Raw genomic sequence first — 18,246 nt, forward strand, 5'->3', positions numbered from 1 at the left:
TTGTCAGGGTTCAGTCGGCGGCGACGTCGGTGGAAGCAGCGGACGTTTGGGCTGCGGCTTCCCAACCAAGGGACGCGGCCGCGCGATCCCCGGATGTCGCCGGGCCGAAGCCAAAATATGCACCGCGGAAATAGCCCAGCGGTTCGCCGGCCATGGACGTGAATTCCGTCACGCCGCCTATCAGGATGATGTGATCGCCCGCATCGACCACCTGGTGCTGTGTGCAGGCGATGGTGGCAAGGCTGCCGTCGACCACCGGCGGGCTTCCCGGCGTCAGCGCTTCCAGCGCTACGTCCTTGGCAGGGCTACGCGAAGCGAAAGCCGCGGAAAGATCGCGCTGCCAACCGCCCAGTATGTTCACGCTGAAACGCTCTGCTCGACTGAAGACGCCGGCACTCCTCGAAGACTTGGCCAGGCAAACCAGGATCAGGGGCGGATCCAGCGATACGGAGGTGAACGAGTTCGCCGTGAGCGCGCTTGGGGCGCCGTCTTCGTTGCGCGCCGCCACCACGGTCACGCCAGTCATGAACGATCCGAGCATATCGCGCAGGGCTCGGCGATCGCAGCTTTGCGCGTCCACCCAGGTGCCGTGCGGCATGCGTTCCTCCCCGTCCCTCGACGCCTCGCCGGATTGCAACCGGCTCAAGTTGTACAGATGTACTAATCGGCATGTTGTACATGCGTACAAGCCGATATGTCAACCGACTTGAAACCGGCCGTTGATGCCGGACATATAAAAAGGCAGCTTGGGCGGCGACGGATCAAAGCCCGTCGACCTGCTTTCAGGCGCTATGTCAGGGAAGGAAGCGTACGCGTTGGCTCAGGAACGAAAGGCGCATGTCATCCGATCATCGCAGGATCGGAGGACCGAGATCATCGAGGCGGCGTTCCTTTGCCTGCAGGAATATGGCTACGCGAAATTGACGGCGAGAAAGATCGCCGAGCATTCCAACATATCGCTGGGACACATCACCTATCACTTCAAGGACATGAAGGAGGTATTGGTCGAAACCTACCGATACGCGTCGCGGACTCTGTTCGAGGCGACGCAGCGCGATCTGGGCAGGTCGTCCAAAAGCCCGATCGAGCAGTTGCGCGCTTTCCTTGGCACCGGCTTCAGCAAGGCTTTCCTCAAGCGCGACTATCTTCGCGTCAGAATCGATCTCTGGTCGGCAGCCCTCGCCTATGAAGAGATCGCGGCGGTCGAGCGGGAACTCTACGAAGGCTACAGGTCGCAGCTGAGCGAGCTTCTGCGCGGTGTCGCGGCCGACCGCCATTGCAGGCCGGACGCGATCGCACCGCTTGCCGACACCATCATGGCGACGCTGGACGGGCTGTGGCTGGACTGGGAGCGCCGTCACGACGAGGCAGCCATAGGAAACGGCCTCGACGGCTGCATTGCGCTGGTGAACGCCAGACTTCCGCCGGGCACGTGAAACACGTAGTGACGGGCTGGCCGTCAGCCCGGTTGCGTCTGCGCCGTCCGCACCGCCTCGATGCGGATGTCTTCGGTGAGTTGCGCCTTGAGCGTCGAAAACTCCGGGCTGGTCTTCAGCGTGTAATGGCGCGGATGCGGCAGGTCGACCGGCACATCCGACTTGATCTTGCCAGGCCGCGCGCTCATCACGATCACGCGTGAGGCCATGAAGATCGCCTCCTCGATGTCGTGGGTGACGAACAGCACCGTCTTCTTGCGCCGCTCCCATATGCCGAGCAGCAATTCCTGCATCAGGCCGCGCGTCTGGTTGTCCAGCGCGCCGAACGGCTCGTCGAGGAGCAGGATCGCGGGATCATTGGCCAGCGCCCTGGCGATCGCCGTGCGCTGCTGCATGCCGCCGGAAAGCTGCTTTGGCCAATGGTTCTCGAAACCCTTAAGCCCGACCAGATCGATATAGGACGCGACGATCTCGTTGCGCTCCCGCTCGGGCATGTTGCGTTCGCGCAGGCCGAAGCCGATGTTCTCGGCGACCGTCAGCCAGGGAAACAGGGTGTAGGACTGGAACACCATGCCGCGGTCCGGACCTGGCCGGCCGACGGCCTTGCCGTCGAGCAGCACGCGCCCCGTGCTCGGTGCCTCCAGTCCGGCCACGATCCTGAGCAATGTCGACTTTCCGCAACCGGAAGGCCCCAGGATGGTGATGAAGTCATTGGCGGCGACCGAGAGGTCGACTGGCTGCAGGGCCTGCACAGGCTGACCGCCCCGCACTCCCGCAAAGGTGCGTGAAACGCCCTCGATGACAAGCTTGCTCACGCCAGGCTCCATGGATAGAGCCAGCGGTTGAAGGCCTTGAAGGCGAAGTCGGACAAGAGGCCTATCAGGCCGATGACGATGATGCCGAAAATGATCTGCCCCGTCGCCAGTCGAGACTGGCTGTTGATGATCATGTAGCCGATGCCGGATGACGAACCGATCAGCTCGGCGACGATGACATAGGTCCATGCCCAGCCCAGCACCAGCCGCAGCGTCTCGGCGATCTCCGGCGCATTGGCCGGCACGATCACCCGCTTGACGATGCCGTTGTCGGTCGCGCCCAGCGTGTAGGCGGCCTCGACCAGGTCACGCCTTGTGCCGCCGACCTTAACCGCGATGATCAGGATGATCTGGAAGACGGAGCCGACGAAGATCACCAGCAGCTTCTCCAATTCACCGATGCCGGCCCACAGGATCAGCAGCGGGATGAAGGCGGATGCCGGCAAATAGCGGGCAAAGGACACGAACGGCTCAAGGAACGCTTCTACCGGCTTCCAGGCGCCCATTGCGATGCCGATCGGCACGGCGACGATCGATGCGAGCACGAAGCCGCCGAAGACGCGCCAGATGGTGATCAGGATGTCGAGCCAGAAACGGTCCTCGGTGAGCAGCCGCCAGCCGTCCTTCAGCATCGACAGCGGGTCGGCGAGAAAGATCCGGTTCACGTGGCCGCCAAGCGTGATCCACGCCCAGAACGCCACGAACAGGACGAAGAAAGCGATGCCGAGCACGGTCTTCGTGCCCGGCGAAACAGGATGCAGGGGACGCAGCATCAAAACTGTCCTTCAGGAAGGGGTCGGCGACTTGCAGCCGCCGACCGGGCGACGCGCGATCAGTTGGCCACCGCGCTGGTGTCGGCGAGCGTCGTCACATCGGGCGCTTCCTTGATCAGCCCCATCTGCACCAGGAGCTGCGCCGCAGTCTTGGAAAAATCCTGGAAATCCTTGGTGAAGAACTGCTTGTTCTCGTCCTTGTCGGCCCATTTCAGATACTTCGCCGAATCCTCGAATTCCTTGGCCGACTGCTTCACATCGGCGCCCATGATCTCATAGGATTTCTGCGGATCCTTTTTGATCATGTCGAGCGCGTCGAAATAGCTGTCGGCAAGCGCTTTGGCGGCATCCGGATTTGCCTTGAGGAAGTCCGGCGTGCAGCCGACGGTGTCCATCACCATGGGATAGTCGAGCGTGGTCGCCAGGATATGACCCTGGTCAGCCTTGTCGCGCACCGCCGAGATGAAAGGTTCATAGGTCACGGCCGCATCGTTCTGCCCGGCGAGGAAGGCCTGCGCGGCCGCATCCGGCTCCAGATTGACAACCGTCACGTCCTTGGTCGACATGCCGTTCTTGTTGAGCACCCAGGCGAGCATGAAGTAAGGCGACGTGCCGGGCGCCGACGAGGCGACGTTCTTGCCCTTGAGGTCCGCGACCGTCTTGATGTCGTTGCGCACGACGATGCCGTCGGCGCCATAGGACTTGTCGAGCTGGAAGATCTGCTTGGTGGTGACGCCGCTGGCGTTCCACACCATCCAGGTTTCGACCGTGGTCGCCGCGCATTGCAGGTCGCCGCTAGCAATGGCGAGCGGGCGGCTCGCCTGCGGGACCTTCTTCAGCGTGACGTCGAGCCCGTGCTTCTCGAAGAGGCCGGCCTGCTTGGCCAAGGTCAGCGGCGCGAAACCGGTCCAGCCGCTGATGCCGATGGTGAGCGACGTGGCGGCCATGGCCGGCGCGTTCAGTCCAGCGACGGCCGTGAGTGCCGCCGCGAAGATGGTGGTTCTGTTCATTCTCGTTCCCCTTTTTATAGTGAGATGAGATTGTCTCACAGACGACAAAAGCCTTGTCAATGAAGCATGGGCCGCAGTCGACCATGGTCGAAGCTGACGTTGGGTAACGAGATATCGAAACGCCTTGGACCACACCTGATCGCCTGAAACGGTCGGAACCGGCATCAGCCGCGGTTGCGCCACATCTTCTCGCCGGCCTGGCAATCGGTGGCGGTCTTGTCGCCTGCGAGCACGACCGGAGGGTGCGCGGCCTCTTCCGCCGCCCTTTGCCACGACGCCGGACCGGCGAGCTCCAGCACCAGCTTGCGGCGGATCGCTTCGGGAAACTGTGTCCAATCGTTTACGGGGATCATGAAGGCCCCCGGTCCGCCGATGACGCAATCGCTGTAGTAGCGATCGAGATGATCGGCGTCTGAGCCGCCTCCAAAGCCGCTTCGCACCATCAACGGCAAGCCGTTGATGACGATGCCCTCCTTGACGACTTCGTCGCGCGTGACATCCACCGGCGCGCCCTGGTTGTTGGGTCCGTCGCCTGAAACGTCGATGACCCGCTTGGTGCCCTGAAACCCACTTTCGGCGAATAGGTCGCTGCCGAACTCCAGCGCACCGGAAATCGACGTTCGCCTGGCGCCGTCCAACGAATCGTCGCTGAACTGCGCGACAAACCGTTCCGCATCGGCGCGATTGGCGATCGCCGTCCACGGCACGATGACGCGCTGCCACCTAGTCCCGGCCCACTCGACATAAGTAACCGCGATCTTGCCGTATGCGCCGCCGGCGATGGCCTTCAGGACGTCTTCATGCGTCAATGCCGCCGCATAACCGTGGCGCTGGATTTCGAGTTCCTCGGGCGACATGGACAGCGACACGTCGACAGCCAGCACCAGCTCGACATCGACCGGCTCGTCCGCCCGGGCAGCCGTAGCCAGCGACAACGTCAGCGCCAACGCGGCACCGCCGGAAAGGAGATGTCTAGCACAGGCAGACATCGGATGAAGCTAGGCTAAAATCGCCCAGTGCAAAAGCCGGGAATCGTTGGTAACGGATGCCACTGCTAAGCAGTCCAAGTCACCTCTTGATAGGCCATCCGCGCTTGCCTCGCCATTCAACTTCGGGGGCGGGATCGGTCGCCGGAAACTGCGAAAGAGCTTTCTTTCGGCTTGGTCCGCGAAACGCTCGCCAGTTCGGTTTGAACGACGGGGGGATCCACACCATAGTCCCGGCTATTGCGGCCGCTAGAATGACGACGAAACGCAATAGTGAGAGCACGACGCCGCAGAAGCCGACGATCCGCGCGGCGTTACCCGCGCCGAAGCGTGGCGTGAGCAATCGCTTGGCGATCGCCCCGCCATCCAGCGGAAAGGCCGGCAGGAGATTGAGGATGGCCAAAGCGGTATTCAAAAGCGCTCCGAGCCAAAGCGCCCATTCCAGAACGGTGTCAGACCTTGGAGGGGGCGAATTGAAAAAGCCGTCCGTCTCGACCGGCAATAAGGGCCGGGCAACCAGATGGTACGCAGCAAAAAACACCAAGGCCAGAATGATGTTTGCCAAAGGACCCGCGAATGCGATCCACGCCCAGCCATAGAGCGAAGTCCTACCAGGTTTGAACCAGGCAATTCCGCCGAGCAGGTAAAGGTCTACCCTTTCCGTACCGATGCCTCGCCGCCGCGCTGCCCACACGTGGGCAAGTTCATGCAGCAACACCGACAGGAACAAAAGTGCGGCGAGTATGACCGTATGCATCAGGGCATTTCCGGGCCGATTCGGCCACTCGCTCAGGAAAGGCAGGACGGCCGGAACGGCAAAAGTCCAACTCACATGAACGGGAATATTCTCATTCATTCTGAAAACGAACGAGTCGCTTTTTCTATCCCAGCCGAACCTTTGCAAACTGTCCCCTCCGCCCAGCGCGAGGCTATGCGAGAAACTCGTCACACAAAAGGAAAAAGCCCGACCTGGGCCGAGCTTTCACATTAAAGACTTGTACGTCCGGGCCTCAGCTGCGCGGCTTGAGATTCTCCGGATCATAGAGGGGCTTGTAGCCGACGGCCGCGACTTCAACCGGATAGGTCTCGCCGAAATATTCCACGTTGAGCTTGCGGCCCTCCTGGGCGAAAGCCCAGGGCAGATAGGCAAGCGCGATGTTCTTGCCGATGGTCGGACCATAGGCGACCGACGTGGTGAAGGACCGGCGGCCGAGCTCGTCGACCAGCGTCTCGCCGGTTGCCGGATCCATGACCGGCATAATGCCGACCGGATAGCGCGCGACGCCCTTGGCATCCTTGTTGTCGGTCATCACCAGCGTGCAGAGTATCGCCGGCTGGTTCTCGCGGGCACGGTATTCCACATGCTTGGCCTTACCGCAGAAGTCGTTCTCCTTGACCTTCGGACGGGCGAGGTCGGCTTCCAGCAGATTGTATTCGGTGAGCAGATCGGCGTTCTGCAGGCGCAGGCTCTTTTCCATGCGGCGCGTGTTGGCATAGGTCTCGACGCCGAAGGGCATGACGCCGGTCGAGCGCAGCGCGTCCCAGACGGCCAGGCCGTCTTCGTAGCGCATATGCAGTTCCCAGCCCTGCTCGCCGACATAGGAGATGCGGAACGCCGTGACATCCTTGCCGCCGATGCGGATTCGCTTGATCGCGGCAAAGGGGAAGTTCTCAAGCGAAAGCCCGTCCGGATTCTCGACCACCTTCTGCAATGTCGCCCGGGCGTTCGGCCCCCAGATACCGATGGTCACATACTTCTCGGTCACGTCGGTGACGGTGACGTCGAAGCCCTTGTCCTGCGCAGTGCGCTGCATGTAGCGGAAGTCGCGCGGGCCCGCATCGGCGCCGTTGATCACACGGCAGCGATCGGCCATGCGGATGACGGTGAAGTCGGCGCGCACCATGCCTTCCTCGTCGAGGAAGTGCGTGTAGATGCCTTTGCCGATGTTGTTGTCGCCGCCGATCTTGGCCGCGCACAGCCATTCCAGCAGCGCTACATGATCGGGGCCTTCGACGTCGTACATCGAGAAGTGCGAGAGGTTGACGATGCCGCAATCCTCGCTCATCGCCAGATGCTCGGCGTTGGAGACGCGCCAGAAGTGGCGATTGTCCCACTCGTTCTCACGTACCGGGACGCGGTTACCGTATTTCTCCAGGAGATGCTCGTTGGCGGCGTAACCATGGGCGCGCTCCCAGCCGCCCAGTTCCATGAAGTAGCCGCCGAGTTCCTTCTCGCGTTCCCAGAACGGAGAGCGGCGAATGTTGCGGCCCTTGGAGAAGGGTTCGCGTGGATGCACCGCCGGATTGTAGACTTTCATCGCCGTCTCGGTGCAGCGATCCCAGATGAACTGCTCCTGCGTCTGGTGCGGATAGAAACGCGAGTAGTCGATGGCGTGGTGGTCGATCCCAGTGCGGCCGTCGGTCATCCAGTCGGCTATGAGCTTGCCCATGCCCGGGCCGTCCTTGACCCAGATGGCGACGGCGTACCATAAGCCCCTCACCTTCTGGCTCTCGCCCATGGACGGGCCGCCATCGGTGGTCACCTGCAGGAGGCCATTGAAGGAATGGCCTTCATTGTAGCCGAGTTCGCCGAGGATCGGCGTCAGCTCCATCGCGCGCTCGAGCGGCGCCATGATCTGCTCCATGTCGAGGTCGCGCTGCGACGGCGACAGCCGCGCCTGGTCCTTTTCGAGCAGGTCGCGGGGGTGGCAGAGGCGCGGATTGGTCTCCTCGTAATAGCCCCATTCGATCTGCCCGCCTTCAGCGGTCTTCGGATCGCCGGTGTCGCGCATATAGGCCGAGTTTCCCTGGTCGCGCAGCAGCGGCCAGCCGATCTCCTTGCCGGTGCCGGCAAACTCGTTGTAGGGGCCGAAGAAGGTCAGCGGGTGGTCGATCGGCATAACCGGCAGATCCTCGCCGACGAGCGCGGCGGTGAGCCGGCCCCAGATGCCGGTGCAGACCACGACATAATCGGCCTCGATCGTGCCGCGCTCGGTGACAACGCCCTTGATGCGGCCGTCCTCGACGATCAGCGATTTTGCGGACGTGTTGGCGAACGCCTGGAGCTTGCCGGCGGCCACGCCCTGGTCGACCAGCTTGCCGGCGACTGTCTGCGAGCGCGGGATGACGAGGCCCGCATCGGGATCCCACAGGCCACCCTGGACCAGATGCTCTTCGATCAGCGGGAACTTCTTCTTGATCTCGGCTGGTTCGATCAGGCGCGCGCGCGTGCCGAATGCCTTGGCGGAAGCGATCTTGCGCTTGATCTCTTCCATGCGCCCGTCATCGCCGACGCGTGCGACCTCAAGACCACCGACGCGCGCGTAATGGCCCATCTTCTCGTAGAAATCGATCGAATAGAGCGTCGTCCAGCAGGAGAGAAAATCGTGGCTGGTCGTGTAGCAGAAGTCCGAGGCATGCGCCGTCGAGCCGATATCGGTCGGGATGCCCGACTTGTCGATGCCGACAATGTCGTCCCAGCCACGCTCGATCAGGTGGTGGGCGACCGATGCGCCGACAATGCCACCTAGGCCGACGATGACGACCTTCGCCTTTTTCGGAAACTGTGCCATTGCCCGCGACTCCAGAATGATAATGCCGGCGCGTAGGCGCCCGTTCGAATGGCGCACAATATGCAGAGGACGGCGGTCGGGCTACCGCCTGTTTGCGACACGCCGCAAGTGCGCCGCGACCCGGCGCGTTAGTCGGCTCGTTGGAGCGTTTCGCTCAGGCGAAGGCCCAGATATCCTCGGCCTGGAAGCCGACCTGATAACCGGCTGTCTTGAGCTTGACCACCACCTGGCCAATCTCGGCGGCCGGTAGCGCACCGACTTCGATCTTGATCATGCCGGGGCGATAACGCTTGAGGTCCAGCTGTTCGAACACCATCCAGTCGGCGCCCTCGCAATCGACCAGAAACGCATCGATATGCTTGATGCCGTTGCGGTCGAGCAGCGTCTGCAGGGTCTCCGAGGGCACCTCGATGTCCTTCAGATGCGGTGCGAACTTGTTGAAGTTGGCGTCCGCCGCGCCCCAGGCATTCTTCCCCGACATCAGGTTCGTGTCGGTTACCGACGAGCAACCGATGAACTCGATCGGTAGCGTCCCAGCCTCCAGCGCCGCGGCATCGAAAGTGTGGACCGTGATCGTGCCCTTGGTCCTGGTCACCGCCACCGGCTCGATGACGAAGCGGTCGGTATCAGGATAGTTGGCGCGCAGCCGCTTCTGGTTATAGGGGATCGGCTCGACCAGTATGGCGCGAGCACCCGGGATGCGATGCAACCACGGTGTCACGTCGTCGAACAAAGCACCGTCGCAAGCGCCGACATTGACCATCTGGAAAGGCCGGCCCTTGCCACCGAAGCGCGCCTTGAGCGCCGCCTTGGCGAGGAATTTGGTGCCGCGCAGCGATGGCCCTCGATCGAGCAGGCCCACCGGAAGGCCTAGTGAGAGCAGCACGCGCGCGATGCTGGCAACCGAACTCATGCCTTGTCTCCAGGGATGACCTGCAATGCGGCGCGATGTCCGCTACGGCTTGCCGACGCCCACAGCGCCATCAGCGGCGTGGCAAGCAGCAGGAAAGGCGGCAGGAGATTGGGAAAATAGATGCGGGTGTCGTGAATCGGGAAAACCGTGAATTTCGCGAGCACGCCGAGCACGAGCGCCGCGAACAGGACGCCGGCGCGGCGGTCGAGCCGGAAGCCAGCGCGTTCCAGCCCGAACCATCCGGCTAAAGCGAGCACCGATACGCCGACCCAACTGTTCATGCCGATGGCGCGGACCACTGAGGCGGCGAAGGCCTTGAGATAGGCCGCCACAGAGAACGGCGGCTCGAAGCCGACCATGTTGTAGTGCTGCTCGATGCTGGAGAACCACAGATGCGGCCACCAGCCCGGGTGCTGGGCCCAATGCGAAATGGCGAAATAGGCGATGAAGGAGGCGCCAAACCCGGCCAGCGCTCCCCATCCTCTCTGCCGGAACGCGACGAGCAGGACCGCGAAGATGGCGAGGAAGACGATGTTGTCCGGCCGCGCCATGAAAGCGAGGAAAAGCAGGATCGCCGTCGCCACCTCGCGTTTGCGCGTATAGGCAAGGAGCCCGCCTAGGAACAGAGCCGAACACAACAGGTCCGGCGTCGAGGCCCGCGCGGTCTCGCCGAAATCGGCCATGATCAGGATAGCGCCTACCACTGGCGCCAGCGCCAGTGCGCCTTCCGAACGCAGCCACAGCAGCGTGATCAAGCCGAACAGAAGCACCGAGAACACCTGCACCAGCCGCATCGCCTCGACCGGGGACACGACGTGGCTCAGGCTGGACAGGATCTCGGCGTAGAGGAACTTGATGCGGTACATGCCGAGCAGCGAATGGAAGTCGGCTGCGTTCTCGGTCATATGGCTGCGAAAGCCGCCGCCATCGTCGGTCAGTGCCTTGTAATCGCCGGCCGACACACCGGCCTTGACCGTGCTGTAGGCATAGTCATGCAGAACCTGCGGATCGGGATAGGTGCCCTCCTCGGCGATCGCGAGGTAGGGCAGCATGTCCCAATTGGCGTCCGGCATGATCCAGGCCGTCGCCGCAGTCAGCAGGATATAGAGCGAGAAGGCCATCGCTCCGATCGACGTCGCCCACCGTGCGTAAGCCCCCTCGCCCCGGGCGAGACCAGCACCGGTCAGCCCGTCGAGCGGATTGGCGGAGCTTGTGGGCGGCCTGGTTAGCATCGGTGCCTCAGCGAACCTGGCTCTTCACGAAATCCTTCACGATCGCCACGATGCCGCGCGACAGGAGACTGTCGAAGGCATCGACGAAGCGGTCGACATGCTCGCGCTGGCAGATCAGCGGCGGCTCGAGCCGGATGACGTTGCGATTGTATTCGGTGAAGGCGACGAGCACGTCGTAGTCGCGCAGCAACAGCGAGCCGACGAAGCCGGACAGCGAGCCTTTCAGCTTGTCGTCGAGCACGCTCACCACCGGACGCAGCACCATCGGCAGGGTCTGGGAGAAGTCGTGGAACTCGAGCCCGACCATGAAGCCCTTGCCGCGCACGTCCTTGATGATCTTCGGGTATTTCTCCTTCAGCGCCTGCAGCCGCTGCAGAAGGTAGTCGCCGGTCGAAGCCGCATTGTCGATGAGCCCTTCGTCGTAGAGCACGTTCAGCGCCTCGATCGACGTCACGCAGGCCTCGCCCATGCCGCCGAAGGTCGCCATGGCATGGATCATCGCCGTCTTCGGCGTGCCATAGGCTTTCATGTAGACCTCGCGCCTGGCGATCATGGCGCCTACAGCCGCCTTGCCGCCACCCAGCGACTTCGCCAGTGCCGTCACATCCGGCACCACGCCATAGTGCTCGAAGGCATAGAAGCGACCCGAGCGGCCATAGCCGCACTGCACCTCGTCGGCGACCCACAGCACGCCATACTGGTCGCACAAGGCGCGCAGCTTCCGCCAGTACTCGGCCGATGCCTGGATGATGCCGCCGCCGCCCTGGATGGTCTCGAGCACGATGACTCCGATCTCGGGATCGTTGCGGAAGGCACGCTCCACCGCGTCGATGTCGGCGAAGGGAACGCGCACGACATTGTCGGCCACCTTGAAGTCGGCGCGGTAGAGCTGGCCGTCGGTAATCGCCAGCACGCCCTTCGTCTTGCCGTGGAAGGAGTTCTCGGCATAGACGACCTTCGGCCGCTTCGGGCCGGCGGCGCGCTCGGCAAGCTTCACGGCGGCCTCCATGGCCTCCGAACCGGAAGAGCCGAGGAACACCATGTCGAGCTCGCCCGGCGAGCACTTGGCGATATTGTGCGCAAGTGCGGCCGCATATTGCGACATGAAGGCGATGGCGATCTCCTGGCGCTTTTCCTCCTGGAACTTGCGGCGCGCCTCCAGGATGCGCGGATGGTTGTGGCCAAAGGCCAGCGAGCCGAAGCCGCCGAAGAAGTCGAGGATCTTGCGGCCGTTCTGGTCGATATAGAACATGCCTTCGGCGCGCTCGATCTTGATCTTGTGGAAGCCGAGCAGCTTCATGAAATGCAGCTGGCCCGGGTTGAGATGCGCCTTGAACAGGTCGGTGATGCGGGCGACATCCATCGCCTTGGCCTGCTCGACGCTGATCAGGTCGGGCTTGGCTATTGTTGCGGGCGACAGCGCCGGCGCCTCGACCAGCGTGCGCGTGCCTGTCTGTTCCGGCTTGGCCATGACGGTCATCTCGAAATCTCCCCTTCGGCGCCTTATTCGGCGGGCACGTGCTTGGTGGCGACGGCGTGGCCGTCCTTCTTGGCGCGGTATTCGCTGTAGGCCGCGATCAGCATGTCCTCGTCGCGATATTGCGGCACCCAGCCCAGCTGACGCTCGGCCTTGGAGACGTCGAGCACGCACTCCTCGTCCGCGATCAGATATTGCTCCGGGTCCATGATCGGCATGTTCATGAGATCGAGCAGGTCGAGCGTGCGCTTGACCGCCCAGCCCGGCGTCGGGATGAGGAGCGATTTCGAGCCGGCATGGCGGATGAGGTCGCCGAGCAGTTTCTTCACTGGCGGCGGATTGAGCGAGCCGAGATTGTAGGCCTCGTTCGGGACGCCTGCCTTCCAGGCCGCGCGCGCGGCCTCGGCGCAATCGAACACCGAGATGAACTGATAGGGGTTCCTGCCCGAGCCGATCATCGGCACAGGCAGGTTCCAGTCGATCAGCTTGAACAGTTTCTCCAGGATGCCGAGACGACCGGGCCCGATGATCAGCCGTGGCCTGAACAGCGAGATCGACATGCCGCGCTTGCGCCATTCGGCCGCCAGTTCTTCGGTTTTCTGCTTCGACCAGCCATATTCGCCGAGCGGCGCGACCGGATGCTCCTCGGTCATCGGAAAGGTGACCGTGTGGCCGTAGATCATGTCGGTCGTATAGTGGACCAGCTTCGGCGAGCCGGCCTTGTCCATGGCCTGCATGATGTGCTCGGTGCCGTGGAAGTTGACCGGGAAGAAGAAGTCGTGCCGCTTGGCGCGCACCTGGATCGGCGACAGCATCTTGGCCGACAGGTTGTAGACCATGTCGTCGGACTTCAGTCCAACCGCCGCCACCGATGCCGGGTCGGTCACATCGCATTGGACGAAGCGCACCGAGCGGTAGTGCGGCAGGTCGCTCTTGACGATATCGGCGACCACGACTTCCTCGCCGTCGGCAACGAGCTTGGGCGCAAGGTGACGGCCGACGAAACCGTCGCCGCCGAAAATCACATGTCTCATCGAACGATCTCGTTTGCTTGAATCTTGTCGGACACGATGGAAGCGGTCTGCTCCTCATGCCCGCGGCCACTTTGCGCGATCAGGACCGTGCCGACGCAGATGCAGGCGATGCCGGCGATGCGCCAGCCATTGAGATCCTCGCGGAACAGGAAATAGGCGAAGATCGCGACAGCGACATAAGCGAGGCTAAGAAAGGGATAGGCGAAGCTGAGCTCGACTTTCGACAGCACGTAAAGATGCGACGCCATCGAAATAACGAAGGTACAAAGGCCCAGGAACACCCATGGGCTGAAAACGATCTGGAGCAATTTCAGCAGCGGGTTGGCGCCCTCGAAGGAAATCGGACCGAGCGACATCATGCCCTGCTTCAGCATCAGCTGCGCAGCGGCATTGGTCATGACCGTAAAAAGGATGAAGACGATGTATTTCATTGTTGCCACCCGCCCTTGAGCGGTCCTACTACAAACTCGCAAACAGTTCGTGAAATCACATGATTATTTTGAGTAAACTCCGGTTTTAACGATCAGTTTACCAAGATTTACTCAAATTTTATCTATTCTGCGGCCTCCGAGCGGCCTCCGCCTGCATTCAGTGTTTTTGCTGTCCGAGCCCAGAAACTCGACATGAAAGCCGGGTCGCGAAGCGCCTCCAGCCGTGGCCATTCCGGGAAAGATGCCGCGAAAGTCCCGGGTCCCATCCGGGCATCCTTGTACGGATTGACCGCTCCGCCCGCTTCGATCGTGATGCGGTCGAGTTCGGCGAGCAGCTTCAGCGTCCTTTCGCCCTTGTTGGGAAAATCCAGCGTCAGCGTGTAGCCCGGCCGCGGGAACGAAAGCAGCGCGGGCGAGCGGGCACCGCCGAAGCGTTTCAGCACGGTCAGGAACGATCCCTGCCCTGCGTGCCGCGCCGCCTCGAGCAATGCCGGGACAGCACGCCGCGCCGCTCCCTCCGGCACAACGCTCTGATGCTGAAACAGCCCGCGCGGCCCATAGAGTCGGTTCCAGTCGCGAACGCCATCGAGCGGAAAGAAGAAGCCTTGATAGCCGGTTTGCCGGGGAGCCGAAGACCGCCCCTTCTTCCAGCGATAGGCGGTATTGAAGACGGTCAGGAACGGACCGTTGAGCACATTGAAGGGCGGCTGCACGGAGACCGAAAGCCGGCTCGAAGCGGGCGATGCCGCATGCGAGCCACGCTCGGCATGGTTGCCGGTGAACAGCAGCCCACGACCGCTACGATGACCCCCGGCAAGCTGGTCGATCCAGGCGACTGCATATTCATTGGCCTGGTCCGCCGCCTCCGCCAGATCGAAGAACTCGCCGAGATCGCGAAACCGGGTCGCCCTCTCGATAATGTCGAGCGAAGGAACGCGCATCAGCCGGATCGAGGCCGACAGGATCAATCCGGTGAGCCCCATGCCGCCGATCGTCGCCCGGAACAGATGGACATTGTCGGTCTCGGAACAACGACGAATGCGGCCGTCGGATCTCAACAGGGCAAAGGCCTCGACATGGCAGCCGAATGTGCCGCGCCGATGATGGTTCTTGCCGTGGACGTCGTTGGCGATGGCCCCGCCAAGCGTGACGAACTGCGTGCCCGGAACCGCGGCCGGAAAGAAGCCGTAGGGCGCGGCATGCGCGATGATGTCCGACAGCAGCACGCCGGCATCCGCCTCGAGGATGCCAGTCTCCGCATCGAAGCCGCGTATGCGGTTCAGCGGACGCATGTCGACCACCATGCCGGCATCGTTCTGGCAACTGTCGCCATAGGAACGGCCATTGCCATAACCGAGCAGCGAGCCCGGTTGTGCTGCGCCGCTCTTCAGCAGCGCAATGGCCTCGTCAGCAGCAATCGCATGACGCGCCGGCGGCGTCGCCAGTCCGAAGCTGCCGAAACGTTCGCCGCCCATGCTCACCAGCCCCAGCCTCCGGCGACCAGAAGGACAGCGCCGATGGCGACTACGATCTGGCTGCGCCAGTCGCGGATGATGAAGACGACCGGATCGTCATGCATCTCGTCGCGGCGCGCGAGGATCCAGACACGCATTGTCAGATAAAGCACGATCGGCGCCAGCGGCCACATCACCCAGGGATGCGGATAGAGTTCGCGCACCGCCGTGCTGTCCATATAGAGCGCCAGAACCAGCGCCGAGGAAAAGGCCGATGCCATGCCCGCCTGCGCTACGATCTCCTGGTCCTCGGTGCGGTAACCGCGACCGGCGATGCGCTCGCCCGGCGGAATGGCTGTCGTGCGCAATTCGACGAACCGCTTCACCAGCGCCAGCGAAAGGAAGAAGAAGATCGAGAAGGCCAGCAGCCAGAAGGAGACGTCGACGCCGGTCGCGGCCGCACCCGCCAGCACACGGATCGTATAGAGGCCGGCCAGCGTGAGCACGTCGATCAGGAGCATGCGCTTGAAAGACAGCGAATAGGCGGTTGTGACCACGATATAGCCGCCGAGCACGCCGAGGAACTCGATCGGCAGCAGGGATCCGGCGGCGACGCCGATCGCAAGCAACGTGGCGATGGCGCCAAGGCCGAACGGGATCGAAAGCGCGCCGCTGGCGAATGGGCGGTTGCGCTTGGTCGGGTGCTTGCGGTCGAGCGCCAAGTCGAAAAAGTCGTTCACGATGTAAATGGCGGAAGCCACCGCGCTGAAGGACACGAATGCCAAAAGGCAGTCCCAGATCATGCCGACGTTGAAATACTGGTGCGAAAGCACCATCGGCACGGCGATCAGCGAATTCTTCAGCCACTGATGCACACGCAGCATCTTGATGAAGGTCTTCCTGGTCGGCTTCGGCGCCGGCAAGGTTTCGGCGCCGTGCGCCGCCTGCCAGCGCGCGGCGCTGCGGTCCGGCGCCACGACAATCGCTTCGCGCGCAACGTCGAACACGGGAAGATCATGGCGGCTGTTGCCGGCATAATCGAAGCCGCCGTCGCCATAGGCGGCCACAAGCGAGGCCCGCTTGCGGCCCGAAGTCATGTTGTGCGGCCCGTCCGTCGCCAGCACGCGGTCGAAGATGCCGAGATGCGCGGCGACCGCCTCCGCGAACTTGCGCGGTGTGCCTGTCGCAAGCACGATCTTGCGCCCTTCGTGATGTTCGGAACGCAAACGATCGAGCAATTCGGCGCGATAAGGCAGAGAAGCCGGATCGATGTCGATGCGCGCGGAGATTTGCTGCTTCAGCCGCGCTGGGCCGCCTGCCAGCCAGACCGGGATGAGAAAGAGATAAAGCGGGTTCTTCTTGAGCAGGATGAACAGACCTTCCCACAGAAGGTCCGTAGCAATCAGCGTACCGTCGAGATCGACCGCAAGCGGAATTGCGTTCCTGTCCGACCGCGCGTCCATTTTCCTGCCCTGCTCGCCCCCGCGCCGCTTGGGGCGCCTTCGCGTCCGATATATAGCGGGCGATGGCGTAGCGAGCGTTAAAACGCCCGGTTGTACCGGTGGGTGCAGGGGGAATTTCCGGCTTCATCGTTAAGCGGCGGCTACCGGAAACGATAAAAGGCCGGACATTCGCCCGGCCTTTGCTGGCTATGGTGCAACGCTCACTTGATGCGGGCGACGCCACCCGAGATCTCGACCGTCTCGGAGCCGGTCAGGGCTTCGAGGTCGCCATTTGGCATGGTGACGAAGCAACCATTCGGGCAAAACTCCGCCGTCTCGCCGGAAGCGAGCGTCAGTTCGCTCTTGGCGCCGCCTTCGGTCACGATCAGCGTCCGGGTCTGGGCGTCCTTGTTGATCGCGCTGGCGGCGAAAGCCGAACCGCCCATGGCCAGGAAAGCGGCTGCGGCAACGACAGACTTCCACATTGCAATTCCGGTGTTCTCACACCGCCCCTGTTCAATTTCGCAAGGCATTCTCGCCGTTTGCTGGCAAGCTTATATGAGATGCAAGCTGAACCGCAACTGAATGCCGCATTCATGCCACAATTGGTTTTGCGGCTGGCGCCAGGGGTGCGTCGAAGCGCTCAACCCGGATCGGGCTTGCGACCCTTGCGCCTCATCTTCGCGAGGCGGGCACGTTCCGCGGCGGCCTCCGCCTCCAGCCGATCACGCTCCGCGAACTCGACCTCGCTCTTGTCGTCGTCGATCGGCCAGGCCTCGTGCTTCTTGGCTTCCACCACCGCGCGAGGCGTCGACGGGATCTCGATATGCTCTTCCGCGAACATGTCGGAGATGGCGAAGCGGATATCGTTCTGAACAACACTGCCGTTCATCACGTCGGCCACGAACACGCGAATCTCGAATTCCAGTGCCGCGGGCCCGAAATTAGCAAAGAGCACAAAGGGTTCTGGATTCTTAAGCACCATCGGGTGCGAACGCGCGATGTCGAGCAGGATGGCGTGGACGCGCTTGACGTCGGTGCCATAGGCGACGCCGACCTTGACGTCGATACGGCCGAGCTTGTTGCGATGCGTCCAGTTGCCGACCGCGTTGTTGATCAGGTTCGAATTGGGCAGGATGACCGACTGCCGTTGAAACGTCTCGATCTCCGTCGCGCGCACACTGATCTTCCTCACCGTGCCGCTCGTGTCGCCGGCGACGATCCAGTCCCCGACCTTGAACGGACGTTCGGCCAGCAGGATCAGGCCGGAGACGAAATTCGAGACGACGTTCTGCAGGCCGAAGCCGATACCCAGTGACAGCGCGCCGGCCACCAGCGCCAGATTGGAAAGGTCGATGCCCGCCGCCGAAATACCGACCAGCGCCGCCAGCGCGACACCGGCGTAGCCGACACCCAGGCGGATCGAGTTCCGCACGCCGGCGTCGACCTTGCCGCGCGCCATCACCGAACCGTCCAGCCAGCCCTGGAACCAGCGTGTCAGGAAATAGCCGATGACGAAGACAACAATGCCAGTGAGGATGCCGAGGAAGGAGATCGTCACCGAGCCGATCTGTACGCCGGTCGCGAGCTTGAGAGCCCAAGCCTCGATGTCGCCCGGCTGGAACCCCCAACTAAGAAGGATCAGTGGCAGGAACACCAGCACGATCATCA

At 62.7% G+C, this 18,246-nt stretch carries 17 protein-coding genes; 1 reads left to right on the forward strand and 16 read right to left on the reverse strand.

Translation table 11 applies throughout. The annotated features are described in order from the left end of the window. Positions 1-10 precede the first annotated feature (10 nt). Positions 11-598 (reverse strand): flavin reductase family protein, encoded by a 588-nt coding sequence (locus Q0L57_RS15085; RefSeq protein ID WP_296743875.1) that lies wholly within the window; start codon positions 596-598, stop codon positions 11-13. A gap of 217 nt (positions 599-815) precedes the next feature. On the opposite strand from Q0L57_RS15085, the gene Q0L57_RS15090 reads away from it, so the two are divergent. Beyond that, positions 816-1,436 carry a TetR/AcrR family transcriptional regulator gene (locus Q0L57_RS15090; protein ID WP_296743877.1) on the forward strand — a complete coding sequence of 207 codons (621 nt, stop codon included), beginning with the start codon at positions 816-818 and terminating at the stop codon, positions 1,434-1,436. A 23-nt stretch (positions 1,437-1,459) separates the two neighbouring features. Here the strand turns inward: Q0L57_RS15090 and Q0L57_RS15095 are convergent, their stop codons facing one another. The 15 genes from Q0L57_RS15095 to Q0L57_RS15165 all read right to left on the reverse strand — a co-directional run. Continuing rightward, positions 1,460-2,251 (reverse strand): ABC transporter ATP-binding protein, encoded by a 792-nt coding sequence (locus Q0L57_RS15095; RefSeq protein ID WP_296743879.1) that lies wholly within the window; start codon positions 2,249-2,251, stop codon positions 1,460-1,462. Beyond that, a complete protein-coding gene (locus Q0L57_RS15100) occupies positions 2,248-3,021 on the reverse strand; it encodes an ABC transporter permease (protein ID WP_296743900.1) in 774 nt (257 codons plus the stop codon). Before Q0L57_RS15100 ends, Q0L57_RS15095 begins: the two co-directional genes overlap by 4 nt. A gap of 62 nt (positions 3,022-3,083) precedes the next feature. After that, positions 3,084-4,034, reverse strand: a complete 951-nt coding sequence (locus Q0L57_RS15105; RefSeq protein ID WP_296743881.1) for an ABC transporter substrate-binding protein — start codon at positions 4,032-4,034, stop codon at positions 3,084-3,086. A gap of 164 nt (positions 4,035-4,198) precedes the next feature. Next, positions 4,199-5,023, reverse strand: coding sequence for a DUF1194 domain-containing protein (locus tag Q0L57_RS15110; protein ID WP_296743883.1), 825 nt, complete (start codon positions 5,021-5,023; stop codon positions 4,199-4,201). A gap of 79 nt (positions 5,024-5,102) precedes the next feature. After that, on the reverse strand, positions 5,103-5,876 hold the full coding sequence (locus tag Q0L57_RS15115; RefSeq protein WP_296743885.1) for a site-2 protease family protein: 774 nt from the start codon (positions 5,874-5,876) through the stop codon (positions 5,103-5,105). A 154-nt stretch (positions 5,877-6,030) separates the two neighbouring features. Further along, positions 6,031-8,592, reverse strand: a complete 2,562-nt coding sequence (locus tag Q0L57_RS15120) for an FAD-dependent oxidoreductase (protein WP_296743887.1) — start codon at positions 8,590-8,592, stop codon at positions 6,031-6,033. 154 nt (positions 8,593-8,746) lie between these two features. Next, complete coding sequence (locus tag Q0L57_RS15125; RefSeq protein WP_296743888.1) at positions 8,747-9,505, reverse strand: FkbM family methyltransferase; 759 nt, start codon at positions 9,503-9,505, stop codon at positions 8,747-8,749. Next, positions 9,502-10,737, reverse strand: a complete 1,236-nt coding sequence (locus Q0L57_RS15130) for a hypothetical protein (RefSeq protein WP_296743890.1) — start codon at positions 10,735-10,737, stop codon at positions 9,502-9,504. The genes Q0L57_RS15125 and Q0L57_RS15130 overlap by 4 nt, the downstream gene beginning before the upstream one ends. A gap of 7 nt (positions 10,738-10,744) precedes the next feature. After that, a complete protein-coding gene (locus tag Q0L57_RS15135) occupies positions 10,745-12,208 on the reverse strand; it encodes an aspartate aminotransferase family protein (protein WP_296743902.1) in 1,464 nt (487 codons plus the stop codon). A 32-nt stretch (positions 12,209-12,240) separates the two neighbouring features. Then, a complete protein-coding gene (locus Q0L57_RS15140; RefSeq protein WP_296743891.1) occupies positions 12,241-13,248 on the reverse strand; it encodes an NAD(P)-dependent oxidoreductase in 1,008 nt (335 codons plus the stop codon). Then, complete coding sequence (locus Q0L57_RS15145; protein ID WP_296743893.1) at positions 13,245-13,679, reverse strand: EamA family transporter; 435 nt, start codon at positions 13,677-13,679, stop codon at positions 13,245-13,247. Before Q0L57_RS15145 ends, Q0L57_RS15140 begins: the two co-directional genes overlap by 4 nt. A gap of 122 nt (positions 13,680-13,801) precedes the next feature. Continuing rightward, positions 13,802-15,154: an FAD-binding oxidoreductase gene (locus Q0L57_RS15150; RefSeq protein WP_296743903.1), complete on the reverse strand. Its 1,353-nt coding sequence runs from the start codon at positions 15,152-15,154 to the stop codon at positions 13,802-13,804. A gap of 2 nt (positions 15,155-15,156) precedes the next feature. Further along, positions 15,157-16,596 carry a UbiA family prenyltransferase gene (locus Q0L57_RS15155; RefSeq protein ID WP_296743894.1) on the reverse strand — a complete coding sequence of 480 codons (1,440 nt, stop codon included), beginning with the start codon at positions 16,594-16,596 and terminating at the stop codon, positions 15,157-15,159. A 200-nt stretch (positions 16,597-16,796) separates the two neighbouring features. After that, positions 16,797-17,060, reverse strand: coding sequence for a hypothetical protein (locus tag Q0L57_RS15160; RefSeq protein WP_296743896.1), 264 nt, complete (start codon positions 17,058-17,060; stop codon positions 16,797-16,799). Positions 17,061-17,218: 158 nt separating this feature from the next. Then, the coding region (locus tag Q0L57_RS15165) for a mechanosensitive ion channel domain-containing protein (RefSeq protein ID WP_296743897.1) at positions 17,219-18,246 on the reverse strand (1,028 nt) is incomplete at its 5' end.

The sequence above is a fragment of the Mesorhizobium sp. genome, assembly GCF_024509055.1.
GTDB lineage: Bacteria > Pseudomonadota > Alphaproteobacteria > Rhizobiales > Rhizobiaceae > Mesorhizobium.

Coding starts and splice junctions, on each gene's coding strand:
- Q0L57_RS15085 (WP_296743875.1), bottom strand. CDS start 598: ATGCCGCACGGCACCTGGGTGGACGCGCAAAGCTGCGATCGCCGAGCC.
- Q0L57_RS15105 (WP_296743881.1), bottom strand. CDS start 4,034: ATGAACAGAACCACCATCTTCGCGGCGGCACTCACGGCCGTCGCTGGA.
- Q0L57_RS15110 (WP_296743883.1), bottom strand. CDS start 5,023: ATGTCTGCCTGTGCTAGACATCTCCTTTCCGGCGGTGCCGCGTTGGCG.
- Q0L57_RS15115 (WP_296743885.1), bottom strand. CDS start 5,876: ATGAATGAGAATATTCCCGTTCATGTGAGTTGGACTTTTGCCGTTCCG.
- Q0L57_RS15120 (WP_296743887.1), bottom strand. CDS start 8,592: ATGGCACAGTTTCCGAAAAAGGCGAAGGTCGTCATCGTCGGCCTAGGT.
- Q0L57_RS15125 (WP_296743888.1), bottom strand. CDS start 9,505: ATGAGTTCGGTTGCCAGCATCGCGCGCGTGCTGCTCTCACTAGGCCTT.
- Q0L57_RS15130 (WP_296743890.1), bottom strand. CDS start 10,737: ATGCTAACCAGGCCGCCCACAAGCTCCGCCAATCCGCTCGACGGGCTG.
- Q0L57_RS15135 (WP_296743902.1), bottom strand. CDS start 12,208: ATGGCCAAGCCGGAACAGACAGGCACGCGCACGCTGGTCGAGGCGCCG.
- Q0L57_RS15140 (WP_296743891.1), bottom strand. CDS start 13,248: ATGAGACATGTGATTTTCGGCGGCGACGGTTTCGTCGGCCGTCACCTT.
- Q0L57_RS15145 (WP_296743893.1), bottom strand. CDS start 13,679: ATGAAATACATCGTCTTCATCCTTTTTACGGTCATGACCAATGCCGCT.
- Q0L57_RS15150 (WP_296743903.1), bottom strand. CDS start 15,154: ATGGGCGGCGAACGTTTCGGCAGCTTCGGACTGGCGACGCCGCCGGCG.
- Q0L57_RS15155 (WP_296743894.1), bottom strand. CDS start 16,596: ATGGACGCGCGGTCGGACAGGAACGCAATTCCGCTTGCGGTCGATCTC.
- Q0L57_RS15160 (WP_296743896.1), bottom strand. CDS start 17,060: ATGTGGAAGTCTGTCGTTGCCGCAGCCGCTTTCCTGGCCATGGGCGGT.